Origin of the sequence: Pseudoduganella rivuli (genome assembly GCF_009674485.1) — a bacterium.
Lineage (GTDB): Bacteria > Pseudomonadota > Gammaproteobacteria > Burkholderiales > Burkholderiaceae_D > Rugamonas > Rugamonas rivuli_B.
The window spans coordinates 77,430-101,997 of the sequence record NZ_WKJJ01000011.1 but is presented as its reverse complement, the minus strand read 5'-3'; the positions used below and the strand labels follow the sequence as shown (position 1 = coordinate 101,997).

23 protein-coding genes are annotated in these 24,568 nt (G+C 62.8%); 9 read left to right on the top strand and 14 right to left on the bottom strand.

Going from position 1 to position 24,568, the window contains the following annotated elements; genetic code table 11:
• Window positions 1–128: 128 nt before the first annotated feature.
• The 7 genes from cyoA to GJ700_RS18220 are packed head-to-tail and all read left to right on the top strand — an operon-like array spanning window position 129 to window position 6,948.
• Window positions 129–1,109: a ubiquinol oxidase subunit II gene (gene cyoA / locus GJ700_RS18250; RefSeq protein ID WP_154376451.1), complete on the top strand. Its 981-nt coding sequence runs from the start codon at window positions 129–131 to the stop codon at window positions 1,107–1,109.
• Window positions 1,109–3,115, top strand: a complete 2,007-nt coding sequence (cyoB, locus tag GJ700_RS18245) for a cytochrome o ubiquinol oxidase subunit I (protein WP_154376449.1) — start codon at window positions 1,109–1,111, stop codon at window positions 3,113–3,115. The genes cyoA and cyoB overlap by 1 nt, the downstream gene beginning before the upstream one ends.
• 17 nt (window positions 3,116–3,132) lie before the next feature.
• Window positions 3,133–3,738: a cytochrome o ubiquinol oxidase subunit III gene (cyoC, locus tag GJ700_RS18240; protein WP_229507087.1), complete on the top strand. Its 606-nt coding sequence runs from the start codon at window positions 3,133–3,135 to the stop codon at window positions 3,736–3,738.
• Window positions 3,738–4,145 (top strand): cytochrome o ubiquinol oxidase subunit IV, encoded by a 408-nt coding sequence (gene cyoD, locus GJ700_RS18235; RefSeq protein ID WP_154376446.1) that lies wholly within the window; start codon window positions 3,738–3,740, stop codon window positions 4,143–4,145. Before cyoC ends, cyoD begins: the two co-directional genes overlap by 1 nt.
• 13 nt (window positions 4,146–4,158) lie before the next feature.
• Window positions 4,159–5,016, top strand: coding sequence for an SURF1 family protein (locus GJ700_RS18230; RefSeq protein ID WP_154376444.1), 858 nt, complete (start codon window positions 4,159–4,161; stop codon window positions 5,014–5,016).
• A gap of 44 nt (window positions 5,017–5,060) precedes the next feature.
• Window positions 5,061–6,416 (top strand): ATP-binding protein, encoded by a 1,356-nt coding sequence (locus tag GJ700_RS18225; protein WP_154376442.1) that lies wholly within the window; start codon window positions 5,061–5,063, stop codon window positions 6,414–6,416.
• Window positions 6,406–6,948, top strand: a complete 543-nt coding sequence (locus GJ700_RS18220; protein WP_154376440.1) for a response regulator transcription factor — start codon at window positions 6,406–6,408, stop codon at window positions 6,946–6,948. The genes GJ700_RS18225 and GJ700_RS18220 overlap by 11 nt, the downstream gene beginning before the upstream one ends.
• Window positions 6,949–6,958: 10 nt before the next feature.
• Here the strand turns inward: GJ700_RS18220 and GJ700_RS18215 are convergent, their stop codons facing one another.
• Window positions 6,959–7,759 carry a substrate-binding periplasmic protein gene (locus GJ700_RS18215; RefSeq protein ID WP_154376438.1) on the bottom strand — a complete coding sequence of 267 codons (801 nt, stop codon included), beginning with the start codon at window positions 7,757–7,759 and terminating at the stop codon, window positions 6,959–6,961.
• Between the two features lie 188 nt (window positions 7,760–7,947).
• Here GJ700_RS18215 and GJ700_RS18210 point away from each other — a divergent pair, with 188 nt between their 5' ends.
• Both GJ700_RS18210 and GJ700_RS18205 read left to right on the top strand, forming a co-directional pair.
• Complete coding sequence (locus tag GJ700_RS18210; RefSeq protein WP_154376436.1) at window positions 7,948–8,397, top strand: Hsp20/alpha crystallin family protein; 450 nt, start codon at window positions 7,948–7,950, stop codon at window positions 8,395–8,397.
• An 86-nt stretch (window positions 8,398–8,483) separates the two neighbouring features.
• Window positions 8,484–9,320 carry an arylamine N-acetyltransferase family protein gene (locus GJ700_RS18205; protein WP_154376434.1) on the top strand — a complete coding sequence of 279 codons (837 nt, stop codon included), beginning with the start codon at window positions 8,484–8,486 and terminating at the stop codon, window positions 9,318–9,320.
• A gap of 1 nt (window position 9,321) precedes the next feature.
• On the opposite strand, the gene GJ700_RS18200 is transcribed toward GJ700_RS18205, so the two are convergent.
• From GJ700_RS18200 to GJ700_RS18140, 13 genes are all read right to left on the bottom strand, one after another.
• Window positions 9,322–10,842, bottom strand: a complete 1,521-nt coding sequence (locus GJ700_RS18200; protein WP_154376432.1) for an ATP-binding response regulator — start codon at window positions 10,840–10,842, stop codon at window positions 9,322–9,324.
• The gene (locus tag GJ700_RS18195) at window positions 10,839–12,632 is read right to left on the bottom strand and encodes an ATP-binding protein (protein ID WP_371868024.1); all 1,794 of its coding nucleotides are present in this window, start codon (window positions 12,630–12,632) and stop codon (window positions 10,839–10,841) included. The genes GJ700_RS18200 and GJ700_RS18195 overlap by 4 nt, the downstream gene beginning before the upstream one ends.
• A complete protein-coding gene (locus GJ700_RS18190) occupies window positions 12,629–13,663 on the bottom strand; it encodes an ATP-binding SpoIIE family protein phosphatase (RefSeq protein WP_154376430.1) in 1,035 nt (344 codons plus the stop codon). The genes GJ700_RS18195 and GJ700_RS18190 overlap by 4 nt, the downstream gene beginning before the upstream one ends.
• A gap of 4 nt (window positions 13,664–13,667) precedes the next feature.
• Complete coding sequence (locus GJ700_RS18185) at window positions 13,668–14,084, bottom strand: anti-sigma regulatory factor (protein ID WP_154376428.1); 417 nt, start codon at window positions 14,082–14,084, stop codon at window positions 13,668–13,670.
• Window positions 14,081–14,437, bottom strand: a complete 357-nt coding sequence (locus tag GJ700_RS18180; protein WP_154376426.1) for an STAS domain-containing protein — start codon at window positions 14,435–14,437, stop codon at window positions 14,081–14,083. Before GJ700_RS18180 ends, GJ700_RS18185 begins: the two co-directional genes overlap by 4 nt.
• A 5-nt stretch (window positions 14,438–14,442) precedes the next feature.
• Window positions 14,443–15,306, bottom strand: a complete 864-nt coding sequence (locus GJ700_RS18175; RefSeq protein WP_154376424.1) for an STAS domain-containing protein — start codon at window positions 15,304–15,306, stop codon at window positions 14,443–14,445.
• A 157-nt stretch (window positions 15,307–15,463) separates the two neighbouring features.
• The gene (locus GJ700_RS18170; protein WP_154376422.1) at window positions 15,464–16,300 is read right to left on the bottom strand and encodes an SGNH/GDSL hydrolase family protein; all 837 of its coding nucleotides are present in this window, start codon (window positions 16,298–16,300) and stop codon (window positions 15,464–15,466) included.
• 107 nt (window positions 16,301–16,407) lie between these two features.
• Entirely contained in the window at window positions 16,408–18,510 is a 2,103-nt protein-coding gene (locus GJ700_RS18165) for a TonB-dependent receptor plug domain-containing protein (RefSeq protein WP_154376420.1), read from the bottom strand.
• Between the two features lie 128 nt (window positions 18,511–18,638).
• A complete protein-coding gene (locus GJ700_RS18160; RefSeq protein ID WP_154376418.1) occupies window positions 18,639–19,397 on the bottom strand; it encodes an SDR family oxidoreductase in 759 nt (252 codons plus the stop codon).
• Between the two features lie 10 nt (window positions 19,398–19,407).
• Window positions 19,408–21,504 carry a TonB-dependent receptor plug domain-containing protein gene (locus GJ700_RS18155; RefSeq protein ID WP_195763931.1) on the bottom strand — a complete coding sequence of 699 codons (2,097 nt, stop codon included), beginning with the start codon at window positions 21,502–21,504 and terminating at the stop codon, window positions 19,408–19,410.
• 137 nt (window positions 21,505–21,641) lie between these two features.
• Window positions 21,642–22,913 carry a sulfotransferase family protein gene (locus tag GJ700_RS18150; protein ID WP_195763930.1) on the bottom strand — a complete coding sequence of 424 codons (1,272 nt, stop codon included), beginning with the start codon at window positions 22,911–22,913 and terminating at the stop codon, window positions 21,642–21,644.
• A gap of 49 nt (window positions 22,914–22,962) precedes the next feature.
• Window positions 22,963–23,766: a citrate synthase family protein gene (locus tag GJ700_RS18145; protein ID WP_154376412.1), complete on the bottom strand. Its 804-nt coding sequence runs from the start codon at window positions 23,764–23,766 to the stop codon at window positions 22,963–22,965.
• Window positions 23,763–24,566, bottom strand: a complete 804-nt coding sequence (locus tag GJ700_RS18140; RefSeq protein ID WP_154376411.1) for a citrate/2-methylcitrate synthase — start codon at window positions 24,564–24,566, stop codon at window positions 23,763–23,765. Before GJ700_RS18140 ends, GJ700_RS18145 begins: the two co-directional genes overlap by 4 nt.
• Window positions 24,567–24,568 lie beyond the last annotated feature (2 nt).

Sequence of the window (24,568 nt, the reverse complement as noted above, 5' to 3'; positions counted from 1 at the left end):
CTTCTGAATAATTATTCAACAGCTCCCCCGGGAATTGGACGGGGGTAGGACAAAGTGTCCAATTTCCAGAGAGCACTGTTAGACGTTACAGTAGCATGTTATTCATTTTATGTAACGTACATTACCGCATGAATCCAACGTTGATCCGACGCGGACTTGCTCTTTCCTCCGTTTTGTGGCTGGCTGGCTGCAACACGGTAGTAATGAAGCCGTCCGGAGATATCGCTGCTCAGCAGGCCAACCTTGTTGTTGTGTCCACCTTGCTGATGATGCTGATTATCGTGCCCGTCATTGCACTGACCTTGTTCTTTGCATGGCGCTATCGTGCCAGCAATACTTCCGCCAAATACGAACCCGACTGGGATCACTCCACCAAGCTCGAACTGGTGATCTGGGGCGCTCCGCTGCTCATCATCATCGTGCTGGGCCTGCTGACCTGGATCAGCACCCACAAACTGGATCCGTATCGTCCGCTGGACCGCATCGACGAAACCCGTGCGATTGCCCCCGGCGTGAAACCGCTGGAAGTGCAAGTGGTGGCGCTGGACTGGAAGTGGCTGTTCATCTATCCGGACCTGGGTATCGCCACCGTCAATGAATTGGCCACGCCAGTGGACATGCCGGTGCGCTACAAGATCACCGCGTCGACCGTGATGAATGCGTTCTATATTCCTGCGAAAGCCGGCATGATTTACGCGATGCCAGGCATGCAGACGGAACTGAACGCCGTCATCAACAAGGCCGGCGTGTACGACGGCTTCTCGGCCAACTACTCCGGCGCGGGCTTCTCCGGCATGCGCTTCAAGTACCACGGCCTGTCGCAGGCGGACTTCGACGCCTGGGTCGCCAAAGTCAAGGCTGCCGGCAATACGCTGGACCGCACCGGTTACCAGGCGCTGGAAAAGCCAAGCGAAAAAGAGCCTGTGCGCTACTTCGCCGGCGTGACCGACGGCCTGTACGACGCGATCCTGAATCGCTGCGTCGGCGACGGCCAGACCTGCATCAACAAGATGGTGGCGGACGACATCGTGCGCGCCCGTACCGCGGCTGAACTGTGCTTCACCCCACAGAACAAAGCCCAGCCTAAACTTTCGATGAAGAACGAATAATGCAAGCCCATTCCGAAGTCCAACACGACCTGATTCTCGGTCGGCTCAACTGGGACGCGATCCCATTCCATGAGCCGATCCTGATCGCTACCTTTGCCGGCGTGCTGCTGGGCGGCGCCGGCCTGCTCGGCGCGCTGACCTATTTCCGCATGTGGGGCCCGCTGTGGCGCAACTGGATCACCAGTATCGACCACAAGAAAATCGGCATCATGTACATGATCCTGGGCCTGGTGATGCTGCTGCGCGGCTTCGCCGACGCGCTGATGATGCGCGCCCAGCAAGCCATCTCGTTCGGCGACAACGCCGGTTTCCTGCCGCCGCACCACTATGACCAGGTGTTTACGGCGCACGGCGTCATCATGATTTTCTTCGTGGCGATGCCATTCGTCACGGGCCTGATGAACTACGTGGTGCCGCTGCAGATCGGCGCGCGCGACGTGGCGTTCCCGTTCCTGAACAACTTCTCGTTCTGGATGACCACCTTTGGCGCCGCGCTGATCATGGCGTCGCTGTTCATCGGTGAATTCGCGAAAACCGGCTGGCTGGCGTATCCGCCGCTGTCCGGCATCCTGGCCAGCCCCGACGTCGGGGTCGACTACTACATCTGGGCGTTGCAGGTGGCCGGGGTCGGCACACTGCTGTCCGGCGTTAACCTGATCGCCACCATCGTCAAGATGCGCGCGCCAGGCATGGACATGATGAAGATGCCGGTGTTCACCTGGACCGCACTGTGCACCAACGTGCTGATCGTTGCCGTGTTCCCGGTACTGACCGCCGTGCTGGCGATGCTGTCGCTGGACCGTACCTTCGGCACCCACTTCTTCACCAACGACGGCGGCGGCAACCCGATGCTGTACGTGAACCTGATCTGGATCTGGGGCCACCCTGAGGTGTACATCCTGGTGCTGCCGATCTTCGGTATCTTCTCCGAAATCGTGTCGACCTACTCGGGCAAGCGCCTGTTCGGCTACTCGTCGATGGTCTATGCGACCGTCGTGATCACCATCCTGTCGTACCTGGTATGGCTGCACCACTTCTTCACGATGGGCTCCGGCGCGTCGGTGAACTCGTTCTTCGGCATCACGACGATGATCATTTCGATCCCGACCGGCGCCAAGATCTTCAACTGGCTGTTCACCATGTACCGCGGCCGTATCCGCTTCGAACTGCCGATGATGTGGACCATCAGCTTCATGATCACCTTCGTGATCGGCGGTATGACCGGCGTGCTGCTGGCCGTGCCACCTGCCGACTTCGTGCTGCACAACTCGCTGTTCCTGATCGCCCACTTCCACAACGTGATCATTGGCGGCGTGGTGTTCGGCGTATTCGCCGCGATCAACTACTGGTGGCCAAAAGCGTTCGGCTACAAGCTGAACACGTACTGGGGCAAATGGTCGTTCTGGCTGTGGACCATCGGCTTCTACTTCGCCTTCATGCCACTGTACGTATTGGGCCTGATGGGCGTGACCCGCCGCATGAGCCACTTCGATGACATGTCGCTGCAAATCTGGTTCCAGATCGCCGCTGTCGGCGCCGTGATGATTGCCGGTGGTATCGGCGCCATGCTGCTGCAGTTCTACGTGTCGTTCCGCGACCGCGCCAAGCTGCGCGACGTGACGGGCGACCCATGGGGCGGCCGTACGCTGGAATGGTCGACGTCGTCGCCACCGCCGGACTACAACTTCGCGTTCACCCCGGTCGTGCATGACAACGACGCCTGGGCCGACATGAAGAAAAACGGCTACCAGCGTCCGTTGACGGACTTCGTGGAAATCCACATGCCTGCCAATACCTGGGCTGGTTTCGTGATCTCCGCGCTGGCCGGTGGCGTGGGCTTCTGCCTGATCTGGCAAATGTGGCTGCTGGCCGGCGTGGCGTTCGCCGCGATGCTGGGCACCATCATTGTCCATACGTTCAACTACAAGCGTGATTACTACATCCCGGTCAGCCAAGTGACCGAGACGGAAGAAGCCTTCACGCAAAAGCTCGAAGCCCACGCTTGACAATGAGTACTGCGACCATGAAAGACACGACCAATATCAGCGCACGCTACTTCGTGCGCGAACACCACCCGGAGAACGGCACCCTGCTGGGCTTCTGGATCTACCTGATGAGCGACTGCCTGCTGTTCGCTTGCCTGTTCTCGGCTTATGCCATCCTGGGCCGCAACTATGCGGGCGGCCCGACCGGCGCCGAACTGTTCGACCTGCCGCTGGTGGCCGTCAACACGGCCTTCCTGCTGCTGTCGTCGATCACGTACGGCTTCGCGATGCTGGAATCGCAAAAGAAGAAACTGGGCCTGACGATGTTCTGGCTGGTGGTCACGGGCCTGTTCGGCCTGGCGTTCCTGTCGCTGGAACTGTACGAGTTCCACCACCTGATCCACGAAGGCGCGGGTCCTGACCGCTCCGCGTTCCTGACCTCGTTCTTCGCGCTGGTTGGCACCCACGGCCTGCACGTGACCTTCGGTATCGTGTGGCTGGTGACGCTGCTGTTCCAGCTGAAAAAGCATGGCCTGACCCATGAAAACAAGCGCCGCATGATGTGCCTGTCGATGTTCTGGCACTTCCTGGACGTGGTCTGGATCGGCGTGTTCACCTTTGTTTACCTGATGGGAGTGATGTAATGGCACACCACGATCACAATCACGGTCACGACGACCACGGCCATGGCCACCACGGCCACGATGACGGCCACGACCACGGCAGCCTGAAGACCTACACCATCGGCTTCATCCTGTCGGTGATCCTGACCGCCATCCCGTTCTGGCTGGTGATGGGCAAGGTGCTGGACAATCCAAGCAACACCGCCCTGATCCTGCTGGGCCTGGGTGCGGTGCAGATCGTCGTGCACATGGTGTACTTCCTGCACATGAACGCGAAGTCGGAAGGCGGCTGGAACATGCTGGCGCTGATCTTCTCGGCGATCCTGGTGGTCATCGTACTGTCCGGCTCGATCTGGGTCATGTACCACATGAACCACAACATGATGCCGGGCATGCCTGACGCGCACGACATGCGCATCCGTCCGTAAGCGACAGCCGGGGATGGAACGGCCGCGCGACAGCCGGGAGCAGGCGCCACGCCTGCATTCATCCGCCTTGCGGCGGGTGCTGGCGGTCTGCGCGGCCGTTGCCGTTTGTCTGCTGCTGGCGCTGGGCACCTGGCAGGTGTACCGCCTGCAGTGGAAGCTGGATTTGATCGCCAAAGTGGACACCCGTGTCCACGCGGCGCCGGTGGCCGTGCCGGGACCCGCCCAGTGGGCGCAGGTCAACGCGGCCAATGATGAATACCGCCACGTCGTCCTGACGGGCGTCTACCTCCCCGAATACACCACCCGCGTGCAGGCCACCACGGACCTGGGCAGCGGTTACTGGCTGCTGACGCCGCTGTGCCTGCGCGGCGCGCCCGGTGCGGGCCAGGATGCTGCGGACCACGTCGTGATCGTCAACCGCGGCTTTATCGGGCAGGAAGCGGCCAAGCGCCTGCCTTTGCCTGCCGCCACGCCGGCCGGCAAGGCGGTCTGCGCCACGGTGGCCGACCGCTCCCCCGTGACCATCAGCGGCCTGCTGCGCATGCCGGAAACCGGCCGCGCCTTCCTGCGCCTGAACGATCCCGCCAACCACCGCTGGTATGCGCGCGACGTCGCCGCCATCGGCCAGGCGCGCGGCTTCGATGCCGCCATGGTGGCGCCATTCTTCGTCGACGCCGGCAAGGACCAGGAACCGCCCGCGGCGGACGACGGCTTGCGCCCCGTGGGCGGCCTCACGGTGATTTCGTTCACCAACAACCATCTGGTATATGCTCTCACCTGGTATGCGCTGGCGGCCATGGCGGCCGGCGCCTTCATCTGGGTGGCGCGCGACGATATTCGCCAGCGTCAGCGTCGCAAGCACAACATTTAATCACCGGCCCCAGCGCCGGGAGTGAACATGCCGGGCCGGGAGCCATGTCGGGGACCACAGATATTTTCGCCGTACTGAAAGATCCTGCCGCCGTGACGGCGCTGGGACAGGCCGCCGGCCACCAGAACATGCAGCAACTGATCCAGCTGCGCTGGATTGCCGTGGTCGGCCAGATTTCCACCATTGCCGTCATCGCGTGGGGCCTGGGCATCCAGCTGCCGCTGGCGTACATGCTGGAAGTGCTGGCGTGCCTGATCGCATTCAATGTGGCCAGCCAGTTGCGCTGGCACGAAAAATGGACCGTCACCAACGGCGAACTGTTTTTATCGATGCTGGTCGACGTGGCCAGCCTGACGGCCCAGCTGTATCTCAGCGGCGGCACGTCGAACCCGTTTGTGTTCCTGTACCTGCTGCAAGTGATCCTGTCGGCCGTGCTGCTGGAAGCGTGGTCGACGTGGACCATCGTCGCCATCACCAGCGGGTGCCTGGCGGGCCTGGCGCTGGTGTCGAAACCCCTGGCATTGCCGCTGTTCCACGAGCGTGGCTATTTCAGCCTGTATATCCAGGGCATGCTGATCTGCTTTGCCATCAATGCGTCGCTGCTGGTGGTGTTCATCACCCGCATCATGACGAACTTGCGCGCGCGCGACGGCAAGCTGGCGGAAATGCGCCAGCGCGCGGCGGAAGAAGAGCACATTGTCCGCATGGGCTTGCTGGCGTCCGGCGCGGCCCATGAGCTGGGCACGCCGCTGGCGACGTTGTCCGTGATCCTCGGGGACTGGAAGCGCATGCCCGCCTTCAAGAACGACCCGGACATGCTGGAAGAGTTGCAGGAAATGCAGACGCAGCTGGCGCGCTGCAAGGCCATCGTCAGCGGCATTTTGTTGTCGGCCGGCGAGGCGCGCGGCGAATCGTCGACCCGGACCACGATCAACACCTTCCTCGACGAACTGGCCGACGAGTGGCGCGGCAGCCGTCCCGTGCAAGTATTTGAATATGAAAACCACCTGGCGCAGGATGTGCCGGTGGCGTTTGATTCCACGCTGAAGCAAACCATTTGCAACCTGCTGGACAATGCGCTGGAAGCGTCGCCGCATTTTGTCCGCTTCGAGGTGTCGCGCGAAGGGGAGTTGCTGAAAATGCTGGTGACGGACCGTGGCCCCGGCTTCCAGCCCGCCGTGCTGGAACAGCTGGGCAAGCCGTACAATTCCACCAAGGACCAGCCGGGCCATGGCCTGGGCCTGTTCCTGGTGGTGAACGTGGCCCGCACCTTGGGCGGCACGGTGGACGCCAGCAACCTGGTGCAGGGCGGCGCGGCCGTGCTGCTGACGTTGCCGCTGGCGGCCATCGCAGTCCCGGACGACAGTGCCGATGAGTTAAAGGAAGAGCATGACCATTGAAGAAGAACGCGTACTGCTGATCATCGAAGACGATGAAGCGTTCGCGCGCACGTTGAGCAAATCGTTTACGCGCCGTGGCTACACGGTGCTGCACGCGCCGGACCAGGAACGGGCCGAAGCGCTGCTGGAAGAGCATTCGCCCGGCTTTGCCGTGGTCGACCTCAAGCTGAACAACAATTCGTCCGGCCTGCTGTGCGTGCAAATGCTGCACAAGTTCGATCCGGACATGCTGATTGTCGTGCTGACCGGCTACGCCAGTATCAACACGGCGGTGGAGGCCATCAAGCTGGGGGCCTGCCAGTACCTGGCGAAACCATCGAATACCGACGATATCGAAGCGGCCTTCAACCACGTGGCGGGCAGCGCCGACGTGGAGTTGACGGGCCGCGCGACGTCGATCAAGACGCTGGAATGGGAACGCATCCACGAAGTGCTGGCGGAAACCGACTTCAATATCTCGGAAGCGGCGCGCCGCCTGGGCATGCATCGACGGACCCTGGCGCGCAAGCTGGAAAAGCAGCGCGTCAAATAAGGGCGGTGCGCTAGGGATTTTGCTGTGCAGCCCGCTCCACGTAGCTGCGCAGCAGGCGCTCCACCGTGCCATCCGCGCGTCGCTGGCGCACGGCCTGTTCGAGCTGGGGCAGGTAGCGGATCAATGGCGATTTACGGGCGATGGCGATATACACCCCTTCGGTGGAAATCACGCCAGGCAGCCGGACCACCTGGTCCTGGTAACCGAAGCGGCGCAACTGGATTTCGCCGCCATGCTGGCTGAATGGATAATAATCCGCGTGGCCCGCCATCAGTTTCTTCAGGTTCAGCAGCGCGGACGACACACGGCTGACGGTCAGGCGTTCCACGATATAGCGGTCGAATTGTTCGCCGTAGCTTTCGCCCAGCATGGCGGTGCCGTGCCTGCCGATCAAATCCTCCCAACCCTTGTAGGGAAATTCCTTGCCGCGCACGACCCACACCACATTGGCATCGTCGGCAAACGGCGTGTCGTGGTAGCCCAGGTAAGACTGGCGGTCGGCGGTGCGGTAGGCACCGACGATCACGTCGACCTTGCCGTGCTCGGCTTCGGCCAACGTGCGTTTCCAGTTGCCCTGCGGTTTGAATTCCAGTGTGATGCCGAGGCTGCGGAAAATCATCTCCGCCAGTTCCGCACCCGCGCCGATAATCCGGTCGCCTTGCTGCCATGAATACGGCGGCCAGTCCGGATGGCCGGATGCAACATATCGGGTTTGCGCAGAGGAGGCGAGCGGTGCGGCCAGCAGCAGGCACAGCAGGGCGCCTGCGCAGGAGCGCCTTTGCGACGGCGGTGCTGGCACAGCTTGCGGCATGGCGCGCCCGGATGTTGATGTTTGTAATGGATGCTACTGAGGGGAAATTCGACAGTCAAGCATAAACTGCCTCGTGGCATCCGCGCGCCGGTACGGTGACCGGCGGCGCACAATACCGGTAGCCCAATGCGGCAGCGGATGCCGGAACGCTTTCTTTCCGGCCTTTTCTGATGCAAAGGAGTTTCATCATGGCTAATCGCTTATCCCATTACGATCCCTTCACCAGCCTGTCCCGCTACGACCCCCTGCGCGGCGTGGAAGACTTCTTCCGCGAATTCGGCTTGCAGCCGGGCACGCGTGAATTCGCCGCACAGCCGACCATCCGGCTCGACGTCGACGAAACCGACCAGTCGTATGAAGTCAAGGCAGAGATGCCGGGGCTGAAAAAGGAAGACATCAAGGTCGACATCGACGGTAAGCGCGTCAGCATTGCCGCCGAGGTCAAACGCGAGCAGGAACAGAAGGAAGGCACCACCGTGCTGCGCTGCGAACGCTACACGGGGCAGCTGTACCGCAGCTTCACGCTGGACCAGGATGTGGACGATGCCCACGTGACGGCGAAGTATGAAAACGGCGTGTTGCAACTGCACTTGCCGAAGGCGCAAACCAAGGCCGGCCGCAAGGTGCAGATCAGCTAAGCGGATTGGCCGGCAGGCGTTCTGCCAGCCGGCAAACTTTCCGGTAAGCTCGTGGTTCTTTCAGCAATGTTGAAGAAAGGACTGCGATGGATTTACTGGACGCCTACTGTGCGCGTATCGGCTATGCCGGTGCGCGTACGCCAACCCTGGACACCTTGCGCGCGCTGCAGCAACTGCACCCGGCGGCCATCCCGTTCGAAGCGATCGACGTATTGCTCGACCGCGGCATTTCACTGGAACCGGGCGACATCGACGCCAAGCTGATCACTGGCGGGCGCGGCGGCTATTGTTTCGAACAAAACCAGTTATTCCAGCGCGTGCTGGAAGCGCTGGGTTTCGACGTTGAGCCGCTGATCGCGCAAGTGCGCTGGCAATCGGGGCCGGAAGCGGAACAGCGGCCCCGTTCGCACATGGTGTTGCGCGTCACGCTCGACGGCGAACGGTGGCTGTGCGACGTGGGTTTCGGCAGCTGCGTGCCGACCGCACCAATCCGCTTCGACAGCACGGCAGCGCAACCGACGCCGCATGAACGGCTGCGCCTGACGCCGGTGGGCAATGAACATTTACTGGAAGCCGAACTCGGCAATAACGGAACAAGCGAGTGGCACAGCGTCTACATGATTTCGCCGGCGCCATGCCGTCCGGGCGATTACACGATGGCCAATTACTATACGGCGACGTTCCCGCAATCGCATTTCCGCCACGATTTGATCGTGGCCCGCACCACGCCCGACGCCCGCTACGGCTTGCTGCGCAACCGCCTGACGATACGCAGCCCGGACGGCCAAAGCGAGCGGCGCTACCTGACGGCGGATGACCTGGAACGGGTGTTGCGGGAAGTCTTCGGATTGCCCGTGCAGCCGGCCTGGCGCCCGGTGCTGGAGCGGGCCGCCGCCACGCAGTGGGACGAGACGGCCCAGTAAATCAGGTCAGCTCGGTAATCGCGGCGCGCAGCGTTTCCAGGGTGGCGGGCTTGGTCAGGTGGTGGTCGAACCCCGCCGCCAGCGCATTTTCCCGGTCGCTGTCCTGCCCATAGCCGGACAGCGCCACCAGCCGCGTGCCAGCCAGTTCCGGCAGGCGGCGCATGGCGCTGGCCGCCTGCATGCCGCTCATGTCGGGCAAGCCGATATCGAGGAACACGATATCGGGCGGCGCCGCCCGCGCCTGTGCAATCGCTTCCGCGCCGCTGTGGGCCGTGCTGACGCGGTGGCCGGAAAATTCGAGCAGCGACGCCACCATTTCCGCCGCATCGGTGCTGTCGTCCACGACCAGGATGCGGCGGGCGGCGCCGGGGCCGCGCGGTGCGGACTCCGGTATCGCGATGCCCAGTGTTTCGCCCAGCGGCAGCCGCACTTCGAATGTGCTGCCGTGGCCGATGCCCGGGCTGCTGGCGCTGACTTGCCCGCCGTGCAAGTCCACCATGGTGCGCACCAGCGACAGTCCGATCCCCAGCCCGTCCTGCACGCGGTCGGGCGCGTGCCCGGCCTGTGCAAACAGCTGGAAAATCACGTCGACCTGTTCCGGCGCGATGCCGATGCCGTTGTCGGTCACGCGGATCACGGCGGCGCCATCCGCGCCATCCGGGCCGGCATCGCGCGCCACCAGCAGCGCAATGCGGCCGCCGGGCGGCGTGAACTTGCCTGCATTGTTGAGCAGGTTGCCGATGATCTGGGCCAGCCGGACACCGTCGCCCAGGACCCACAGCGGATCCTCCGGCAAGGACGCCGTCACCGTGTGCCTGCGCCGCTCCAGCGCCGCCCGGGTGGAATCGAGCGTGGCGCGCGCCAGCTCGCCCAGTTCCACCGGGGCCAGGCGCAACGTGATTTTTCCCTGCGAAATGCGCGACACGTCCAGCAAGTCATCCACCAGCCGCACCATGTGGTCGGTCTGGCGCACGATCATTTGCCGGGCGTTTTCCACCTCCGGTGGCGCGGATGGCGCCAGGTGGCGCAACAGTTCCACCGCGTTGCGTATCGGTCCCAGCGGGTTGCGCAATTCGTGCGCAAGGATGGCCAGGAATTCATCCTTGCGCCGGTTCATGTCGCGCAACGCCTTTTCCGCGTGGGACAGCCGCAGCAAGGCGCGCACGTTGGCCACCAGCTCTTCCGGCTCGATCGGTTCGAACAGGTAATTGTCGGCGCCGATATCGAGTGCGCGCACCTTGTCCGGCTTGGCCAGGTACGATGCCGACGTTTGCAGCACCAGCACCATGGCCGTGTGGGGATCGCGCTTGAGTTGCGCGCACACGTCGAAGCCGCTGATGTCGGGCAGCTTGGTGTCGAGCAGCACCAGTGTCGGACGGTGCGCGGTTGCCTGCGCCAGCGCTTCGGCGCCGCTGGCCGCTTCGATCACGCGAAAGCCTGCGCGCCGCAGGATGCGGGTCTTGGCGTAGCGCGCCGCCTCGGTATCGTCCACATTGAGGATCAGGTCGTCGTCCGGTGTCATAGGACCTCGCGCGCAGGTTGGCTGGGGCACAGCGCGTGCAGTTGCGCCAGCAGGGCATCGCGCTGGAGCGGCTTGACGAAATACGCGTCGGCCCCGAGCGTGTACGCTTTCTGGCGGTCGGCGACAGCCGAGGCAATGATGACGGGTACGTGGCGGCGCAGTTCGTCATTCTTGGTCTGCGTCAGCCAGCGCCACGTGTCGCTGCCGTTCAGGTACAGGTCGAGAATGACGGCGGCCGGCGCTTCCGCATTCCACGCCTGTTCCGCTTCCCACAGGCTGGCGGCGGGCACCATGCGGAACGGCGTGTCACGCAGGAAGCTACGGTACAGCACCAGCGTGCTGCGGTCGTCCTCGATCACCAGCACAGGGATGCCGGCCTTGCGCGGCGCGGCGGCATGGTCGCCGGCGGGCGTGTCTTGCGCCGCTTGCGGCGGCGGCACGTACACGCGCGGCAGCGTGACGTGAAAGGTGGAGCCCGCGCCAGGCGTGCTGTCCAGCCCCACGGTACCGCCCAGCAGCGCGGCCAGGCGCCGGCACAGCGGCAAGCCCAGGCCGGTGCCTTTGACATGGCGCTGCAAGTGGCTGGGCACCTGGGAAAATTCCTCGAAAATGATGTGCTGGTATTCGGGGGCAATGCCGATGCCGGTATCCTGCACCGCAAAGCGCAGGTTGTTTCCCTCGGCAGAGGGTTCCGCCCAAACGCGGACCTGGCCCTGTTCGGTAAACTTCAACGCGTTGGAAATGAAATTGCGCAGGATTTGCGACAGCTTGGCGTCGTCGCCCACCATTTCCAGCGCCGGGTCCGGCATGTCGAACACCAGTTCCACGCGCTGTCCCACCAGCAAGGGACGCAGCATGCCGCGCAGCGCGCTGAACATGTCGGCCACGTCGAACGGCGCGGCTTGCACGTCGATCTTGCCGGCCTGGATTTTTGCCAGGTCCAGCAAGTCGTCGACCAGTTCCGCCAGCGCATCCGCGCTTTTCAGGATATAGCCGACCTGCTTTTCCTGTTCGGCTTCCAGCTCGCCGTCCGCGCGCGACAGCAGCAATTTCGCCAGCGCGCGGATGGAACTGAGCGGCGTGCGGAATTCATGGCTCATGTTCGACAGGAAGCGCGTCTTCATGTCGTCGGCGTGGCGCAAGTGGTCCGCTTGCTGGTCCAGTTCCGCATACAGCGCCACCACGCCCCGGTTGGTATCTTCCAGTTCCCGCGTCAGCAGCACCAGCTCATCCTGGCGCGCCTTCAATTCCGCCAGCGTGGCCAGCAATTCGCGGTTTTGCTGCTGCATTTCAGACAGCGCGATGGAGCTCGGCAGCGCGCCGGGCTCCGCCTGCATCTGCGCGCCCATGGCGCCGATATCGGCAGCGGCCAGCAGCGGCGCGTCCGGCGGCAACAGTTTTTTCAGCGTGATCGTCGTGCCCTGGCCGGGCGCTGTCACGACGTCGCACTGGTCGACCAGGCGCCGCGCACCCAGCAAGCCCAGGCCCATGCCGGTGGGTGACTGGTAGCGTCCCGACAAGATCAGCGCCAGGTCGGCGATGCCGGGGCCCCGGTCTTCCACGCGGATCACCAGCAGTTGCGGTGCGGTGCTGCCTTCGATGGAAAACTCGATCTTGCCGCTGCGCGCGTAGTTGTAGACGTTGCGCGCGAGTTCCGAGACGGCGGTGGCAATCCTGGCCTGGTCCTGGCTGCCAAAGCCGCACAGCATGGCCACTTGCCGTGTACGCTGGCGTGACGCGACAACGTCGACCTCGGCTGAAACATGCAGTGTCAGGATGCGCAGGATCACGGCACGGCCCTCCGCGCATCGCGCAACACCAGCACGGTGACATCGTCCCGCTTGCGGCAATAATCGCGGTACAGCACGGCGGCAATCAGGGCGGGATGGCGCAGGGCAAGGCCAGGATAATCGTCCAGGTTCCAGCGCGTGCCGACGCCGTCGCTGAGCAGGATCAGCATGCCTTCCGCGCCCCACGGCGCATCGAATTCCTGGATTTTGCGCATATTGCTGCCCACGATACCGTTATGCGATACCAGCTGTCGCCGCGCAGCGCCCAGCCACGCGTGGCACGCGATGTTGCCGACCCCGGCCAGCACCAGCCGGTCGTGCAGCATGTCGATGCGCACCACGGCCGCGGCGGCGCCGCGTGTGCCGCGCAGCGCCCGGTGCGCATCCTCCAGCAACACCGCGGGCGGCTGCTCCGGCCGCGCCATGACCGCCCTGACGGCGGCCAGCGACGCGACGGCCGCATCGAAGCCATGCCCCAGGCCATCGGCCACCAGTGCCGTGACGGAGGTGGCGTCGTATGCCACGGCCCAGCTGTCGCCGCATTCCGTCTCACCGGGCAGTGGCTGGCAGACAACACCGAGTTCCAGCGGACTGTGCGGGGGGAGGGCGCCGCTGCGCCACAGCGCCATCACGAACACGGCGCCCTTGCCGGGTGCGCTCCACGCGTCCAGCGAAGCGGACAGCCGCACCATGGCGCCCAGGCCGACGCCGTAGCTGCCGGCGGTCGAGCGGCCGTCTTCCATGCTGGCCGGCAGGCTGGCCATGCCGGGACCGTTGTCGATCGCCAGCAGTTCCATGCCCGCTTCGCCGTCGCACAGCAGGGGACGCAACAGGATTTCGCCGTGGCCTGCATGCTTGAGGATATTGGTGGCCGCTTCCGTCGCGACGATGGCGGCTTCGCCACAGCGGGTGGCGTCGAAACCCTGTTGCGAAGCAAGGTCGGCGGCAGCGCGGCGCACGGAGGCGACATGGCTGCTGTCGATGACAGGGCAGCACAGCTGGCCTCCTGGCGCATGGTCGAGGCGGTTCATTGGCTTAGTACGGCTTCCATTTGGTGATGCTGACGGTGGTGCCGGCGCCCGGCGTGGATTGGATGTCGAATTCGTCGGCAAGCCGTTTCGCGCCCGGCAGGCCCAGGCCCATGCCGCCGCCCGTGGTAAAACCCTCGGCCAGCGCCTGCGCGATATCGGCTATGCCGGGACCCTGGTCGATGAACACCAGTTGCATGCCGTTGCGCATGCCGTGCTGCACCTGCCGCACGTGGGCTTCGCCGCCGCCGCCATAGCGCAGCGTGTTGCGCGCCAGTTCGCTGGCCGCCGTCACCATCTTGGTCTGGTCGATCAGTGAAAAGCCCAGCGTCACCAGCTTTTCGCGGACTTGCTGGCGCAGCCGCACGACATCTTCGTCGTTGCGCAGGGGCAGGATGGCCAGGCCGGTGTCCACATGGTTCATGCGATTTGCCGGTTCAGCAGCTGAATGCCTTTTTCCACGTTCAGCGCCGTCTGCACGCCATGCAGGGCCAGGCCCAGCTCCACCAGTGTGATGGCGACGGCCGGCTGCATGCCAACCAGCACGGTGTGGGCATCCAGGATGCGCGCCATCGCGGCGGTGTTGCTGATCATGCGGCCGATGAAGGAATCCACGATGTCCAGCGTGGAAATGTCGATCAGCACGCCGCGCGCCTTTTCGCGCACGATGCGCTCCGTCAGGTCGTCCTGCAGCGCCATGGCAAGGCGGTCGTGCATGTCGACCTGTATCGTCACCAGCAACAGCTGGCCCATTTTCAAGATCGGGATACGGTCCATCGTTCTCAGGCCGCCTGCTGGTAGACCACCGACGCGCCCAGGCGCTTCATCGCGGTCTGGAAGGCGTCGGCCAGCGACGCCTTGGTGACCACGTCTTCCAGGTTGACCCCCAGGTGCACGATGGTTTGGGCGATTTGCGGACGGATGCCGCTGATGATGCAATCGGCGCCCATCAGGCGCGCCGCCGCCACGGTTTTGAGCAAGTGCTGCGCTACCAGCGTGTCGACGGTCGGCACGCCGGTGATGTCGATGATGGCGATCGAGGCGCCGGTGTCGATGATCTTTTGCAGCAGGCTTTCCATCACCACCTGGGTGCGGGCGCTGTCCAGCGTGCCGATCAGCGGCAGAGCCAGGATGTCGCGCCATAGTTGCACCACGGGTGTCGACAGTTCCATTAATTCCTGCTGCTGGCGCAGGATCACGCCTTCGCGGGATTTCTGGTATTGCTCGATGGTGAACAGGCCGAGGCGGTCGAACAAGGCGCCCGTTTCCAGCAATTCCGTGGTCAGCGCATGGGTGTCGCCCTCCAGCTCGCGCCGCAGCAATGCAAACAGGGGTTCTTTCAGGGCAAACACGAATATCGCGGTTTCCGTGGGCGTGTATCCCTGGCGTACGCGGCTGGCAGACAGATCCGTCAGCAACTGGCGAACGTCGGCCCATCCGGGCGTGTCGGTGTCCAGGCTCTGGCCCTTTGCGGTGGCCTGCGCCAGCAATGGCAACAGGCGCTCGGCATGGTTGCGGATTTCCGATTCACTGGTCTTGTCGCGCCGCACCGTGCGCGACAGCATCCCGCTGATCCAGCCTTCCAATAGTGCATCGTTGTTGTTATTCAGGATGTGGGCCAGATGGCCGGTGGACTGATTGCTCATGCTGGCTCCGCTAGACGATGAAAAAATGGAAAGACGAGTCTAGCAGGGAAGGGAATTTAGGCCGGTTTGATTGAAACGTGCGTGACAGGCTGTTGTTATTTGAACCGATGGCTGCCGGCGGATTCGCCGGCAGCCATCAGGGAGGCGGGGAAGGGGATCAGTGGTCCAGCTGGCGCAGGTGCTTGGCGATTTCGTGCGCAGCCTTGCGGGTGCTGTCCGGGTCCGGGTGCAGGCCGTCGCCGATGTGGGTGAACTCTTTCCAGATATCGAGCAGGATCGCGCCCGGCAATTCCGCTTCCAGGCGGCTTTCCACCAGATCGCGCAGCGTCTGGTAGCCCTGCTCGTCAATCACCCAGGCCACATTGGAGCTGGTCTTGAACAGCGGGAAGTCCAGGTCTTCGTATTTTGGATACGATGTGAAAATCGGGATCAGGCCCTTGGAGAGGGCGAAATTGCCCAGCGCCACCAGGCGGTCGGCGGTGGCGTTCATGTCGGCCAGCGTGCAGGGCACGGACGTGGGCTGCGGGACGCCCATGCCGCCCGCGTGCAGGCAATCGTTGGCAATCGTGATCACCACATATTTGGCGTTGTAGGTGCCTGCGGCGGCCGGCGGCGGCAGCGCCACGCGCGTCAGGGCGCGCTGCAACTGCACCTGGAAGCTGTCCCAGACGGCGGCGCTGCACGTGGCGGCGCCGGGCGGGCACTGGAAGCGCGTAAACGTGCCGGCGCCGGCTTGCGCTTCATTGATGACGTAGCCCGGCAATTGGTGGTCGCGCGTTAGCGCGGCGCCCAGGCTCAGGTAATTGCCGAAGTTGACGGCGCGGCCACCCTGCGGCGCGATGCCGTTATTGAACGGAGTTTTGGCTTCGGAATACGATGCACCGATCACCAGCAAAGGCAATTCCGACAGCTTTGTTTCTTGCGCGTGTCCCGCAATTGCGCCGTGCATTGCCAGCAGACTAAGGGTAGCGATGGACCATTTTTTCAATTGCATTTTCATTATCTCCCTTTGTGAATCGGTAATAAATGCTAACACAAGGGAAACTAAAGTTGATTGAAATCAACTAGCAAGTTGTTTTGTGGCAACTGCGCAACGATCCTCTACAGTTTGCGGGAGAGGGACAGGGTCAAGGCGCGCGGCGCCATCGGCAAGTCATTGGGGATTTGCAGGCCCGGAGCAAAGCTCGGTTCACGTACATCGGCATTGAACAGGTTGCGCACCGCGAGCGCCGCAAGCCAGCCGTTGGTGCCCGGCCGCGCCGACAGCGCCAGGTCCACCGTGCAGTAATTGGCGACCGGGGTACGCACGTCGCCGGCCGGACGCTGGCGGCCGGCCACGCAGTTCACCTGCGGGCTCAGCATATAAGCGGGTGTCCATTGCCAGTCGGCCCTGCCCGACAGATGATGGCGCGGCGCATAGCCCGCGTCTTTACCTGTCGCCTGGTCAATGGAACGCTGCCACGCATAGTTGCCCTTCACGCGCAGTCCGCTGCGCACCAGCCATGCCGATTCCAGCTCGATGCCATGGCCGGTCTGGTTGCCGGTGTTCCGGTATAACTGGCCCGTGCCGGCCACGGGACGCGGGACCAGCCGGATGATATTGCCCATGGAATAGCGGTACAGCGTGGCGTTCAATTGCACGTCCGTCGCCGCCTGCCAGGACAGCGCAGCTTCCAGCGTGCCGTTGGTTTCAGGCTGTAAATCCGGATTGCCGGTGGTGACGGGGTTGGAAGCGCCGTAGGCTTCATTGAACGACGGTGCCCGGAACGCGCGGCCGTACAGCAGTTTTGCCGTCACGTCGAAGGATGCGTCCCACACCATCGCGATGCGCGGGTTGGTGGTGCCGCCGAAGTCCGAATATTTATCGTGGCGTACGCCCGCCGTCAGGTTCCAGTCCTGCGCCATGCGCCATTCGTCCTGCACATACAGGTAATCGATACGCCGGCGCTGTGGCCGCAGGAAGGGGTCGATTGGACCGTAATCGGCCAGCCCCGGCAGCGGGATCGGCGTGCCGTTGGCGGCATATGTGAAATTGCGCCATTCGGTGGTGCGGTACAGGTGCAAGTCGTCATGCCCTCCGCCGATACGGACCTGGTGGCCCGCCATCCCGCTGTAGTCGGCAAAGGCGGACACGCGCACGTTGCGTTCCCACGTCTCTGGCGCACCCACCATGCCGTTCGCGAACACGCCGGTGGGCAGCCGCGCACCGGCCGGCAACAGGACGTAGGGCGACGCCACTTCCTGCGCATATTGCTGGCTGTTGACGGCGAAACCCACGCCCCAGCCGGGGGCCAGGTGCGGTTCGGCCCAGGCCAGGTTGCCGATCACGCGCGTGCTCCTGCCATTGCCGGCCGGATCCAGCGCCGACGCAATGCCGGCGCCGCTTTGCACGTGGTCACGCAATTTCACATTGGCGCGGGCGCGCCAGCGGCCATACACCAGGTCGAGATTGGCATCGAACGCGTCGCTGCCCGCGTTGACGGCGCCCGGCGCCAGGCTGGCGCGGGTGCCGAACAGGGTATCGTTGCGGGTTTGCGCGTCGGCAGCGATGGTCTTGCGGATGCCACCCGTGGAACCGCTGTGAAGATAGAAGGCAATGCCGGCAGGGCCCCACTGGCCATCATGCTGCAGCCACGCATCGCGGGTGGCTAACGAACCGGCGCGCACGCCGACTTCAGTGCCGGGCGCTTCGCCCGGACCTTTGGTAATGATGTTGATGACGCCGGCAAAGGCGTCGGAACCGTACAGCGCTGAACCGGGGCCGCGAATGACTTCAATGCGGGATATGGATTCGACGGCGAACGTTCCCCATAAATTGCCCTTATTGCTTTGGAACAGGGTGGTGACGGGCACGCCGTTTTGCATGACGAGCACTTGCGGCAATTGCTGGCTGTAGACGCCGCGCACGATATACAGCGGCGCGTAACTGTTGGCGCTGCGGCCGATGTGGATGCCGGCGACGGTTTCCAGCACCTGGTCGAGGTCGGTTGCGCCCATGGCGGCAATCTCGGCTGCCGTGATGACGGAAGCGATGGCCGGGGCGCGGCGCAGGATTTGCAAGTTACCGGTGGCAATGCTGACTTGCGCGGCTTCGCCATACAACAAGGTCAAATCTTCTTCATCCGCGGCTGGTTCCGCTGCCGCCATTGCCATCGGCAAGACCAGCAGGGCCGCGAGGCAATGTGGCGCTGACTTCAAAACCATCTCCAAAAACAGTGGAGCCAATGTAACACGGTTGGCAACACTGCTTACTGGAAATTGTTAAATTATCATTGGTGCAGGCCGGATGGGTGTAGTCGAAATGATACGGATGCGTGCTTTTTAGTCAACTATTATGGCAGGCAGACGTGGGTGATGCCGCCGTCAACGACGATTTCCTCGCCGACCACGTAGGCTGAATCGTCGCTGGCCAGGAACAGCGCGACCTTGGCGATTTCTTCCGGGGTGGCGAAACGCTTGATGGGCGAACGTCCGCTGATGTCGGCCTTGACGGCGCTGTGCACTTCCGGCGGCAGCGGCAGGCGCTGGAAGCCGCCGGTGTCGACCGGGCCGGGGCATATCGAATTGATGCGGATGCCTTGCGGGATCAGTGCCAGCGACAGCGATTGCACCAGCGAGCGCAGCGCCGCCTTGCTGGCGCCGTAAATCGGGAAGTTCGGCGAGCCGGTGCGGTTGGTGATCGAGGTCGTGACGACAATCGCACCGCCTTCGCCCATCAATGGCAGCGCTTTTTGGATTGTGAAAAATTCACCCTTGACGTTCACATTGAACACTTCGTCAAACATGGCTTCGGTTACGTGGCCGATTGGCGCGGGATTCGTGACGGCAGCGTTCAGGAACAGGACGTCCAGACGGCCATAGCGCGCCTTGGTTTGCGCGACCAGCGCATCGATATCGGCCAGATTGCCTGCTTCGCTGCGCAGCACCAACGCGTGCTCGCCGAATTCCGCGGCCGTGGCGGCGATCCGGCCTGCGTCGCGGCCGGTCAGCACCAGTTGAGCGCCTTGTTCGCGGAACAGGCGGGCAGTGGCCAGGCCGATGCCGCTAGTGCCGCCGGTAATAAGAGCAATCTTGCCTTCCAGTTTATTCATGTCTACTTTCTCACAGCTGATAAGTGGCGCGCAGGTAAATGCTACGCGGCGCCATTGGCAAATCGTTGGGGATCGCAGTACCCGGCGCCAGGCTAGGCTCACGTACGTCGGCGTTGAAAAGATTGCGGAGGGCTATCGAGATATCCCAATTTCCGAGGCCACGGTCGGTGCTGAGCGATAGGTCAAAGGTCGTGTAGTCCGGCACTTTCGGCCGGGGGTCGCCTGCTGCGCGGCGGCGGTCGGCTACGTGATTGATTTGTGCGCTGACGACACCATAACCATGTGCCTGCCAGTCGAGTCGGCCATTGAGGTGCTGGTGCGGCGCATAGCCGGTATCCTTTCCGGTGGCAGGATCGGTACTGCGCTGATAACCGTAGTTGCCCGAAATGCGCAGGGTGCGGCTGGCGTCCCATGCCACCTCCAGTTCCCCGCCTTTGCCGTTCTGGTTGCCAATGTTCTGGAACGTGGCGCCGTTGGCATTCGCCACCGCGCGGATCAGGTCGTTTAGCCTCGTCCTGAACAGGTTGACGTTGACCTGCATATCCTTGCGTACCTGCCACGAAACGGCCGCTTCAAGGGTTCCGATAGTCTCCGGGCGCAGATCAGGATTGCCCCGTTGTACCGGATTATTAATGCCATACGATTCATTGAATGAAGGCGCCCGGAACGCGCGGCCGTACAGGAGTTTGGCCGTGACGTCCAGCGCGGCGTCCCACACCAGCGCCATGCGCGGATTGGTCGTCGTGCCGAAATCAGAATAACGGTCATGCCGCACGCCCGCGGTGAGTGCCCAGTCCCGGGCCAACTGCACTTCGTCCTGGATATTGTAGTAGCTGATCTTGCGGCGATGCGGCAGCAGGAACGGCTGGATGGTCGAATAGTCGGCGACCGGACCGGCCGGAACCGGCACACCCGCAGCGTTAAACAGGTAATTCTTAATGGTCGCGACGTGATACATGTTCAGGTTGTCGTGACCGGCGCCGAAGCGCAATTTGTGCGACTCGAACCCGTTATACGTGGCAAATACCGACGTGCGTATTTGCCGCTCCGACGTATCCGGATGGCCGATGAAGCCGTCGGGGAACAGCCCGGTTGGGAAGCGTGTGCCAGGAGGCGATAAACGCAGATGTTCCGGGATGCGCTGTTTGTACTCCATGGCGCTGACGTCGAAGCCGACGCCCCAATCCGACGTGAACAGGGGCGCGGTCCACGATAAATCCAATGAGGTGCGCTCGCTTTTCAGCTTGCCGACAGGGTCAAGGGCCGATGCGACGCCCGCGCCAGTACCAATATTGTCACGCAGGACGTAACCGCCGCGGAGCCGCCACTTATCGTACGACAGTTCGAGGTTGGCATCTCTGGACTCGTAGCCGGTATTGACCGGCCCGGGGGCCAGCGAAGCGTGGGTCCCGAATATCTTGTCCCGTGCGGTCTGCGCATCGGCGGTGATGACCGACCGCTGTCCGTCGGTGTCGCCGATACGTAAATAGGCTGCGAGGTCAAGCGGACCAAGCTTCCCGGTGTGCTGGACCCATGCATCGCGTGTTTTGAAGGAGCCGCCGCCAACGCCGATGTGCGTACCGGTTGCGTTCGCAGGACCTTTGGTAATGATGTTAATGACACCACTGTATGCGTCCGCACCGTACAGGGCTGAACCGGGGCCGCGAATGACTTCGATACGTGCTATATGTTCGACCGGATAACCGGCCCACGCGGTTCCGCGGCTGCCGGTCAGCAAGGTGGTCATTGGCATGCCGTTCAGAAGCATCAGGATTTGAGGATTGCTTGCCGAGTAGATGCCGCGCATTGTGTAAAGCGGCTCGTAATCAATGGCAGCGCGTGAGACATGCAGTCCCGGGACAGTTTCCAGGACTTGGTCCAGGTCTGTCGCGCGCATGATCGCGATATCTTCGGCCGTGATGACGGTGGCTACGGCTGGCGCGCGGCGCAGCGATTGCGCGCTGCCTGTGGCGATACTGACCGACGTCTTATCGCCGTAGATCAGTGCCAGCTCTTCTTCATCGTTTGGATCCCCTGCGCACGCGAGACCGGACTGCAGGGAAAGCGCGGAGGCGACAAGGAAGGGGACGTAACGTGAGAATCGCATAGAGCTGCTCCTATTTTTATGCTTTAGCCGGCACGAAGGGACATTGCTCCCGCAGGGGAGGCTCATGGATTCTCGCATACAAGGATGTTGATGCATAGGGGAAACTGTGTCAAAACAACATCCTTGTCCCCTTCCTCCTACGCAGCCAGAGGCAGGGAGGCGGTTTTGCGTTCATACGGTATCTTGTAGCGTTCACGCGCAAACATCATCCGTGCGTCGACTTGCTGCTCAGTCAAGCCAAAATCGCTCAGCGAATAGCGGTGGCCACCGTGGTGATTTTCTTTTTCGCTCTGAGTCAACCAGCTGTCCATCGCCTGTTCGGTGTGCGCATTCCATTCGAGGCCGGCGAACTCGTACACGCGGCGCATGGCGGCACGCCAGTCGGCGTTCATTTCCTCGTAATACACATCCAATTGCTGGTCGGCGGCGATGTGCGTTCGGGCGTCGATGCAACGGCGCGCCGCCTGTTCGCAGAAGTCAAGCCACAGGTCGCGCACTGGCGCGCGGCAATTGTCATTCGTATGCTGGACCGCAAAGTGCCACATCAGCGACATCACGGATGCCACGGTCTTGAGCGGATCGCGATGGGTGAATACGATTTTCGCGTCAGGGAATACTTTTAACAGCACGTCGAGATTCAGCATGTGTTGTGGGTTTTTGAGTACCCAGCGTTTGTGTTCCGGTTCGCCGCGCGACCATGAAATCAATTTTAACAGCTTGGCCATGTATTCATAGGCGGCAGTCTTGTCGCTGTTCATGAACCATTGGTAATAACTGTCGATGCCACTGTATAATCCCAGCGGGGAGAAGCCGCACCACGAACTGTCGAGCAGGTGAAGTTCTTCTTCCGCCCAGTCGGCGTCCATCGGATGGCCAACCAATGCCCCCGGATACAGCGCATCCACGGCGGTCAGGAAACCTTTGACTTCTTCGCGGCGTTCTGCGGCGCCCAGATTCGGCAATTCAGGACGGGGGCCGAAATTGAAGCCTTCCCAGGTACGCAGATGCGACAGCTGCGGGTCTGCCGACATCATGCGCTGCATGCGCGTCGTGCCGGATCGGTGCGGACCAACGATGATGACGGGAGCGACAAGCTTGCGTTCCAGGATTTCCGGATGCGCCTCAAAACAGGCGTTTGCCAGCAGGCGGTTTTTCAGGAAACCGATGGCGTTTTGTTGCATGTGCAAGCGTCCGAAGGCATTGAGTGGCGCGTCATTGACCAGGGATTCACAGAGCGCCTGCAGGCCCGGCAGGAAACATTCGTCGCCAAAGCGTTCGAGGCCGGTCTCGGCGCGCGCGGCAGCCATCAGCGCCTCTGGCGTCAGATCGGAATTTTGCACGCCGGATTCGGCGGCATTGATGTCTTTGACTTGCTGAGGGTGATAGAAGGTACTTGGCTTGGTGTCCATATAAGCGGTTCTAAAAATTAATTGTGGGGTAGGCGCAGGCCAGAGTGCGTTATGCCCAGTCGCGCGGGGCTGCGCCGTCATAGGCGACGCTTTCGCAGCGTTGCACGAACGTTGCACCGGGCGGTCGCTCGAGCGCTTCGACGTAACATGGCAGCATGCCGGCTACAAACGAGGGCAGCAGATACAGATATGCTTCGCGCGCGGTCAGGCCGAAGTCGAGCGGAACGGCCACGAGCATGGTGGCGTACGTCATGGGCAGGCGCTTGCCGGTGACCCGGGCCAGCGCAGCTTCGACTTCGAACGCCAGTTTGACGTACGGCCCCACAGCAATGCCTTCATGCCCGAGCTTGGCCATCGTCACGGGGATGCGCTCGTCGACAAAGGCTGCCGCAACCGGGCGGCCGAAGCCCATCAGGTGACGCTGCTGCGCCAGCTCGGTGCGCACCAGTTCGTCGAGATCGGCGCCGTTGCGGGTCGCTTCCATGGCGCGCACCAGGAAGTCGGCAATCGCAGTTTCCGGGCCAAACCCGTACAGTGCCGCCTCGGACGCCACGATGCCCGCCGCCAGCGCCTGGGCGCCGGTGCCGCGGGTGCTCCCGGTCAGTGCTCCGATACGATTGCACCAAAGGCGGGCGTCCGGGTAGCTGGTGTATACCCACATGCTCTGCAGCACATTAATCTGGGCTTGGGACAGGCGTTTGCCACTGATTCCGTACAAGTAGACTTCGAGCCACGGGGCGTGCGTAAAGGCCTGGTGCAAGTCCAGTCCACCAAAAACCGCGCGTTCGCCGGGGAAAACCTGGCCGGCGCGGGTGCGCAGCGGTCCTTCGAATTGTTCCAGCAATAAGCTCATGCCTGCGCCTTTCCGGGATCATTTTCCAGCGCCAGTTCCAGGAATGGGAACTGGCGGTAGCCTCGCTGCTTTTGCTCCAGCGAATGAACTGCGGCACCGGGCAAGCGCAACAGCAGGGTCAACATTTCAGCTTCGTCGCCGCTCAGTCCGAGATCGGTAAGCGCAGCAGCGACGACGCCGTTCTGCGCCAACGGGATACCTGCGGCTTGTTCAAGCAGGGCGCGATTACGCGCGAGCCAGGCGGTGCTGCCGTTCGGCAATGCGGATTGAAGTGCCACCAAAAGTTGCAGTACCGGGGTGGCGCAGCGTACACCGTGGGGATCGAAACCAGGCACGTGTTCAAGTTGCGGCCAGTACTTGGGCCGCGTCTCGGCCGGTGCGGCGATGCGAGCCTGCCACGCCGCGAGGTCTGTGCCGCAATCAGAGAAGGTTTGCATGGCCAGCAGCACTTCGCGCGCGCCGCCAGCGCTGCCGGCGCCAGCAGCGATCGCGGCCATCAGTGCCGAGGCTGCGGGTGCACCAGTAGCACCTGCCGCCATGGCAGCATGCACGGACGGGTCGCGCGGGCCCGGGTTGGCCAGTGCCACTGCCAGTATGTTCAACGCAGACGTGGCGGCGGCATCAGGGCGCTCGCCTTTTAACAGCAGGTACAGGTATTCGATGTACCCGGCTTTGGCGATCAATTGTCCGTACACGTCGTAACCGTGGCAACGCGCCACGGCTGCCGCGAACGGATTGTCCGGCTCGGCTTGCTCGTGCCAGATGGCAGTGCTGATCACCTCGCTGAAGTTGTCGCTCATGC

What these genes read in the sequence shown, in the direction of transcription:
- cyoA (WP_154376451.1), top strand. Translation starts at nt 129, where the DNA reads ATGAATCCAACGTTGATCCGACGCGGACTTGCTCTTTCCTCCGTTTTG.
- cyoB (WP_154376449.1), top strand. Translation starts at nt 1,109, where the DNA reads ATGCAAGCCCATTCCGAAGTCCAACACGACCTGATTCTCGGTCGGCTC.
- cyoC (WP_229507087.1), top strand. Translation starts at nt 3,133, where the DNA reads ATGAAAGACACGACCAATATCAGCGCACGCTACTTCGTGCGCGAACAC.
- cyoD (WP_154376446.1), top strand. Translation starts at nt 3,738, where the DNA reads ATGGCACACCACGATCACAATCACGGTCACGACGACCACGGCCATGGC.
- GJ700_RS18230 (WP_154376444.1), top strand. Translation starts at nt 4,159, where the DNA reads ATGGAACGGCCGCGCGACAGCCGGGAGCAGGCGCCACGCCTGCATTCA.
- GJ700_RS18225 (WP_154376442.1), top strand. Translation starts at nt 5,061, where the DNA reads ATGTCGGGGACCACAGATATTTTCGCCGTACTGAAAGATCCTGCCGCC.
- GJ700_RS18220 (WP_154376440.1), top strand. Translation starts at nt 6,406, where the DNA reads ATGACCATTGAAGAAGAACGCGTACTGCTGATCATCGAAGACGATGAA.
- GJ700_RS18215 (WP_154376438.1), bottom strand. Translation starts at nt 7,759, where the DNA reads ATGCCGCAAGCTGTGCCAGCACCGCCGTCGCAAAGGCGCTCCTGCGCA.
- GJ700_RS18210 (WP_154376436.1), top strand. Translation starts at nt 7,948, where the DNA reads ATGGCTAATCGCTTATCCCATTACGATCCCTTCACCAGCCTGTCCCGC.
- GJ700_RS18205 (WP_154376434.1), top strand. Translation starts at nt 8,484, where the DNA reads ATGGATTTACTGGACGCCTACTGTGCGCGTATCGGCTATGCCGGTGCG.
- GJ700_RS18200 (WP_154376432.1), bottom strand. Translation starts at nt 10,842, where the DNA reads ATGACACCGGACGACGACCTGATCCTCAATGTGGACGATACCGAGGCG.
- GJ700_RS18190 (WP_154376430.1), bottom strand. Translation starts at nt 13,663, where the DNA reads ATGAACCGCCTCGACCATGCGCCAGGAGGCCAGCTGTGCTGCCCTGTC.
- GJ700_RS18185 (WP_154376428.1), bottom strand. Translation starts at nt 14,084, where the DNA reads ATGAACCATGTGGACACCGGCCTGGCCATCCTGCCCCTGCGCAACGAC.
- GJ700_RS18180 (WP_154376426.1), bottom strand. Translation starts at nt 14,437, where the DNA reads ATGGACCGTATCCCGATCTTGAAAATGGGCCAGCTGTTGCTGGTGACG.
- GJ700_RS18175 (WP_154376424.1), bottom strand. Translation starts at nt 15,306, where the DNA reads ATGAGCAATCAGTCCACCGGCCATCTGGCCCACATCCTGAATAACAAC.
- GJ700_RS18170 (WP_154376422.1), bottom strand. Translation starts at nt 16,300, where the DNA reads ATGCAATTGAAAAAATGGTCCATCGCTACCCTTAGTCTGCTGGCAATG.
- GJ700_RS18165 (WP_154376420.1), bottom strand. Translation starts at nt 18,510, where the DNA reads ATGGTTTTGAAGTCAGCGCCACATTGCCTCGCGGCCCTGCTGGTCTTG.
- GJ700_RS18160 (WP_154376418.1), bottom strand. Translation starts at nt 19,397, where the DNA reads ATGAATAAACTGGAAGGCAAGATTGCTCTTATTACCGGCGGCACTAGC.
- GJ700_RS18155 (WP_195763931.1), bottom strand. Translation starts at nt 21,504, where the DNA reads ATGCGATTCTCACGTTACGTCCCCTTCCTTGTCGCCTCCGCGCTTTCC.
- GJ700_RS18150 (WP_195763930.1), bottom strand. Translation starts at nt 22,913, where the DNA reads ATGGACACCAAGCCAAGTACCTTCTATCACCCTCAGCAAGTCAAAGAC.
- GJ700_RS18145 (WP_154376412.1), bottom strand. Translation starts at nt 23,766, where the DNA reads ATGAGCTTATTGCTGGAACAATTCGAAGGACCGCTGCGCACCCGCGCC.
- GJ700_RS18140 (WP_154376411.1), bottom strand. Translation starts at nt 24,566, where the DNA reads ATGAGCGACAACTTCAGCGAGGTGATCAGCACTGCCATCTGGCACGAG.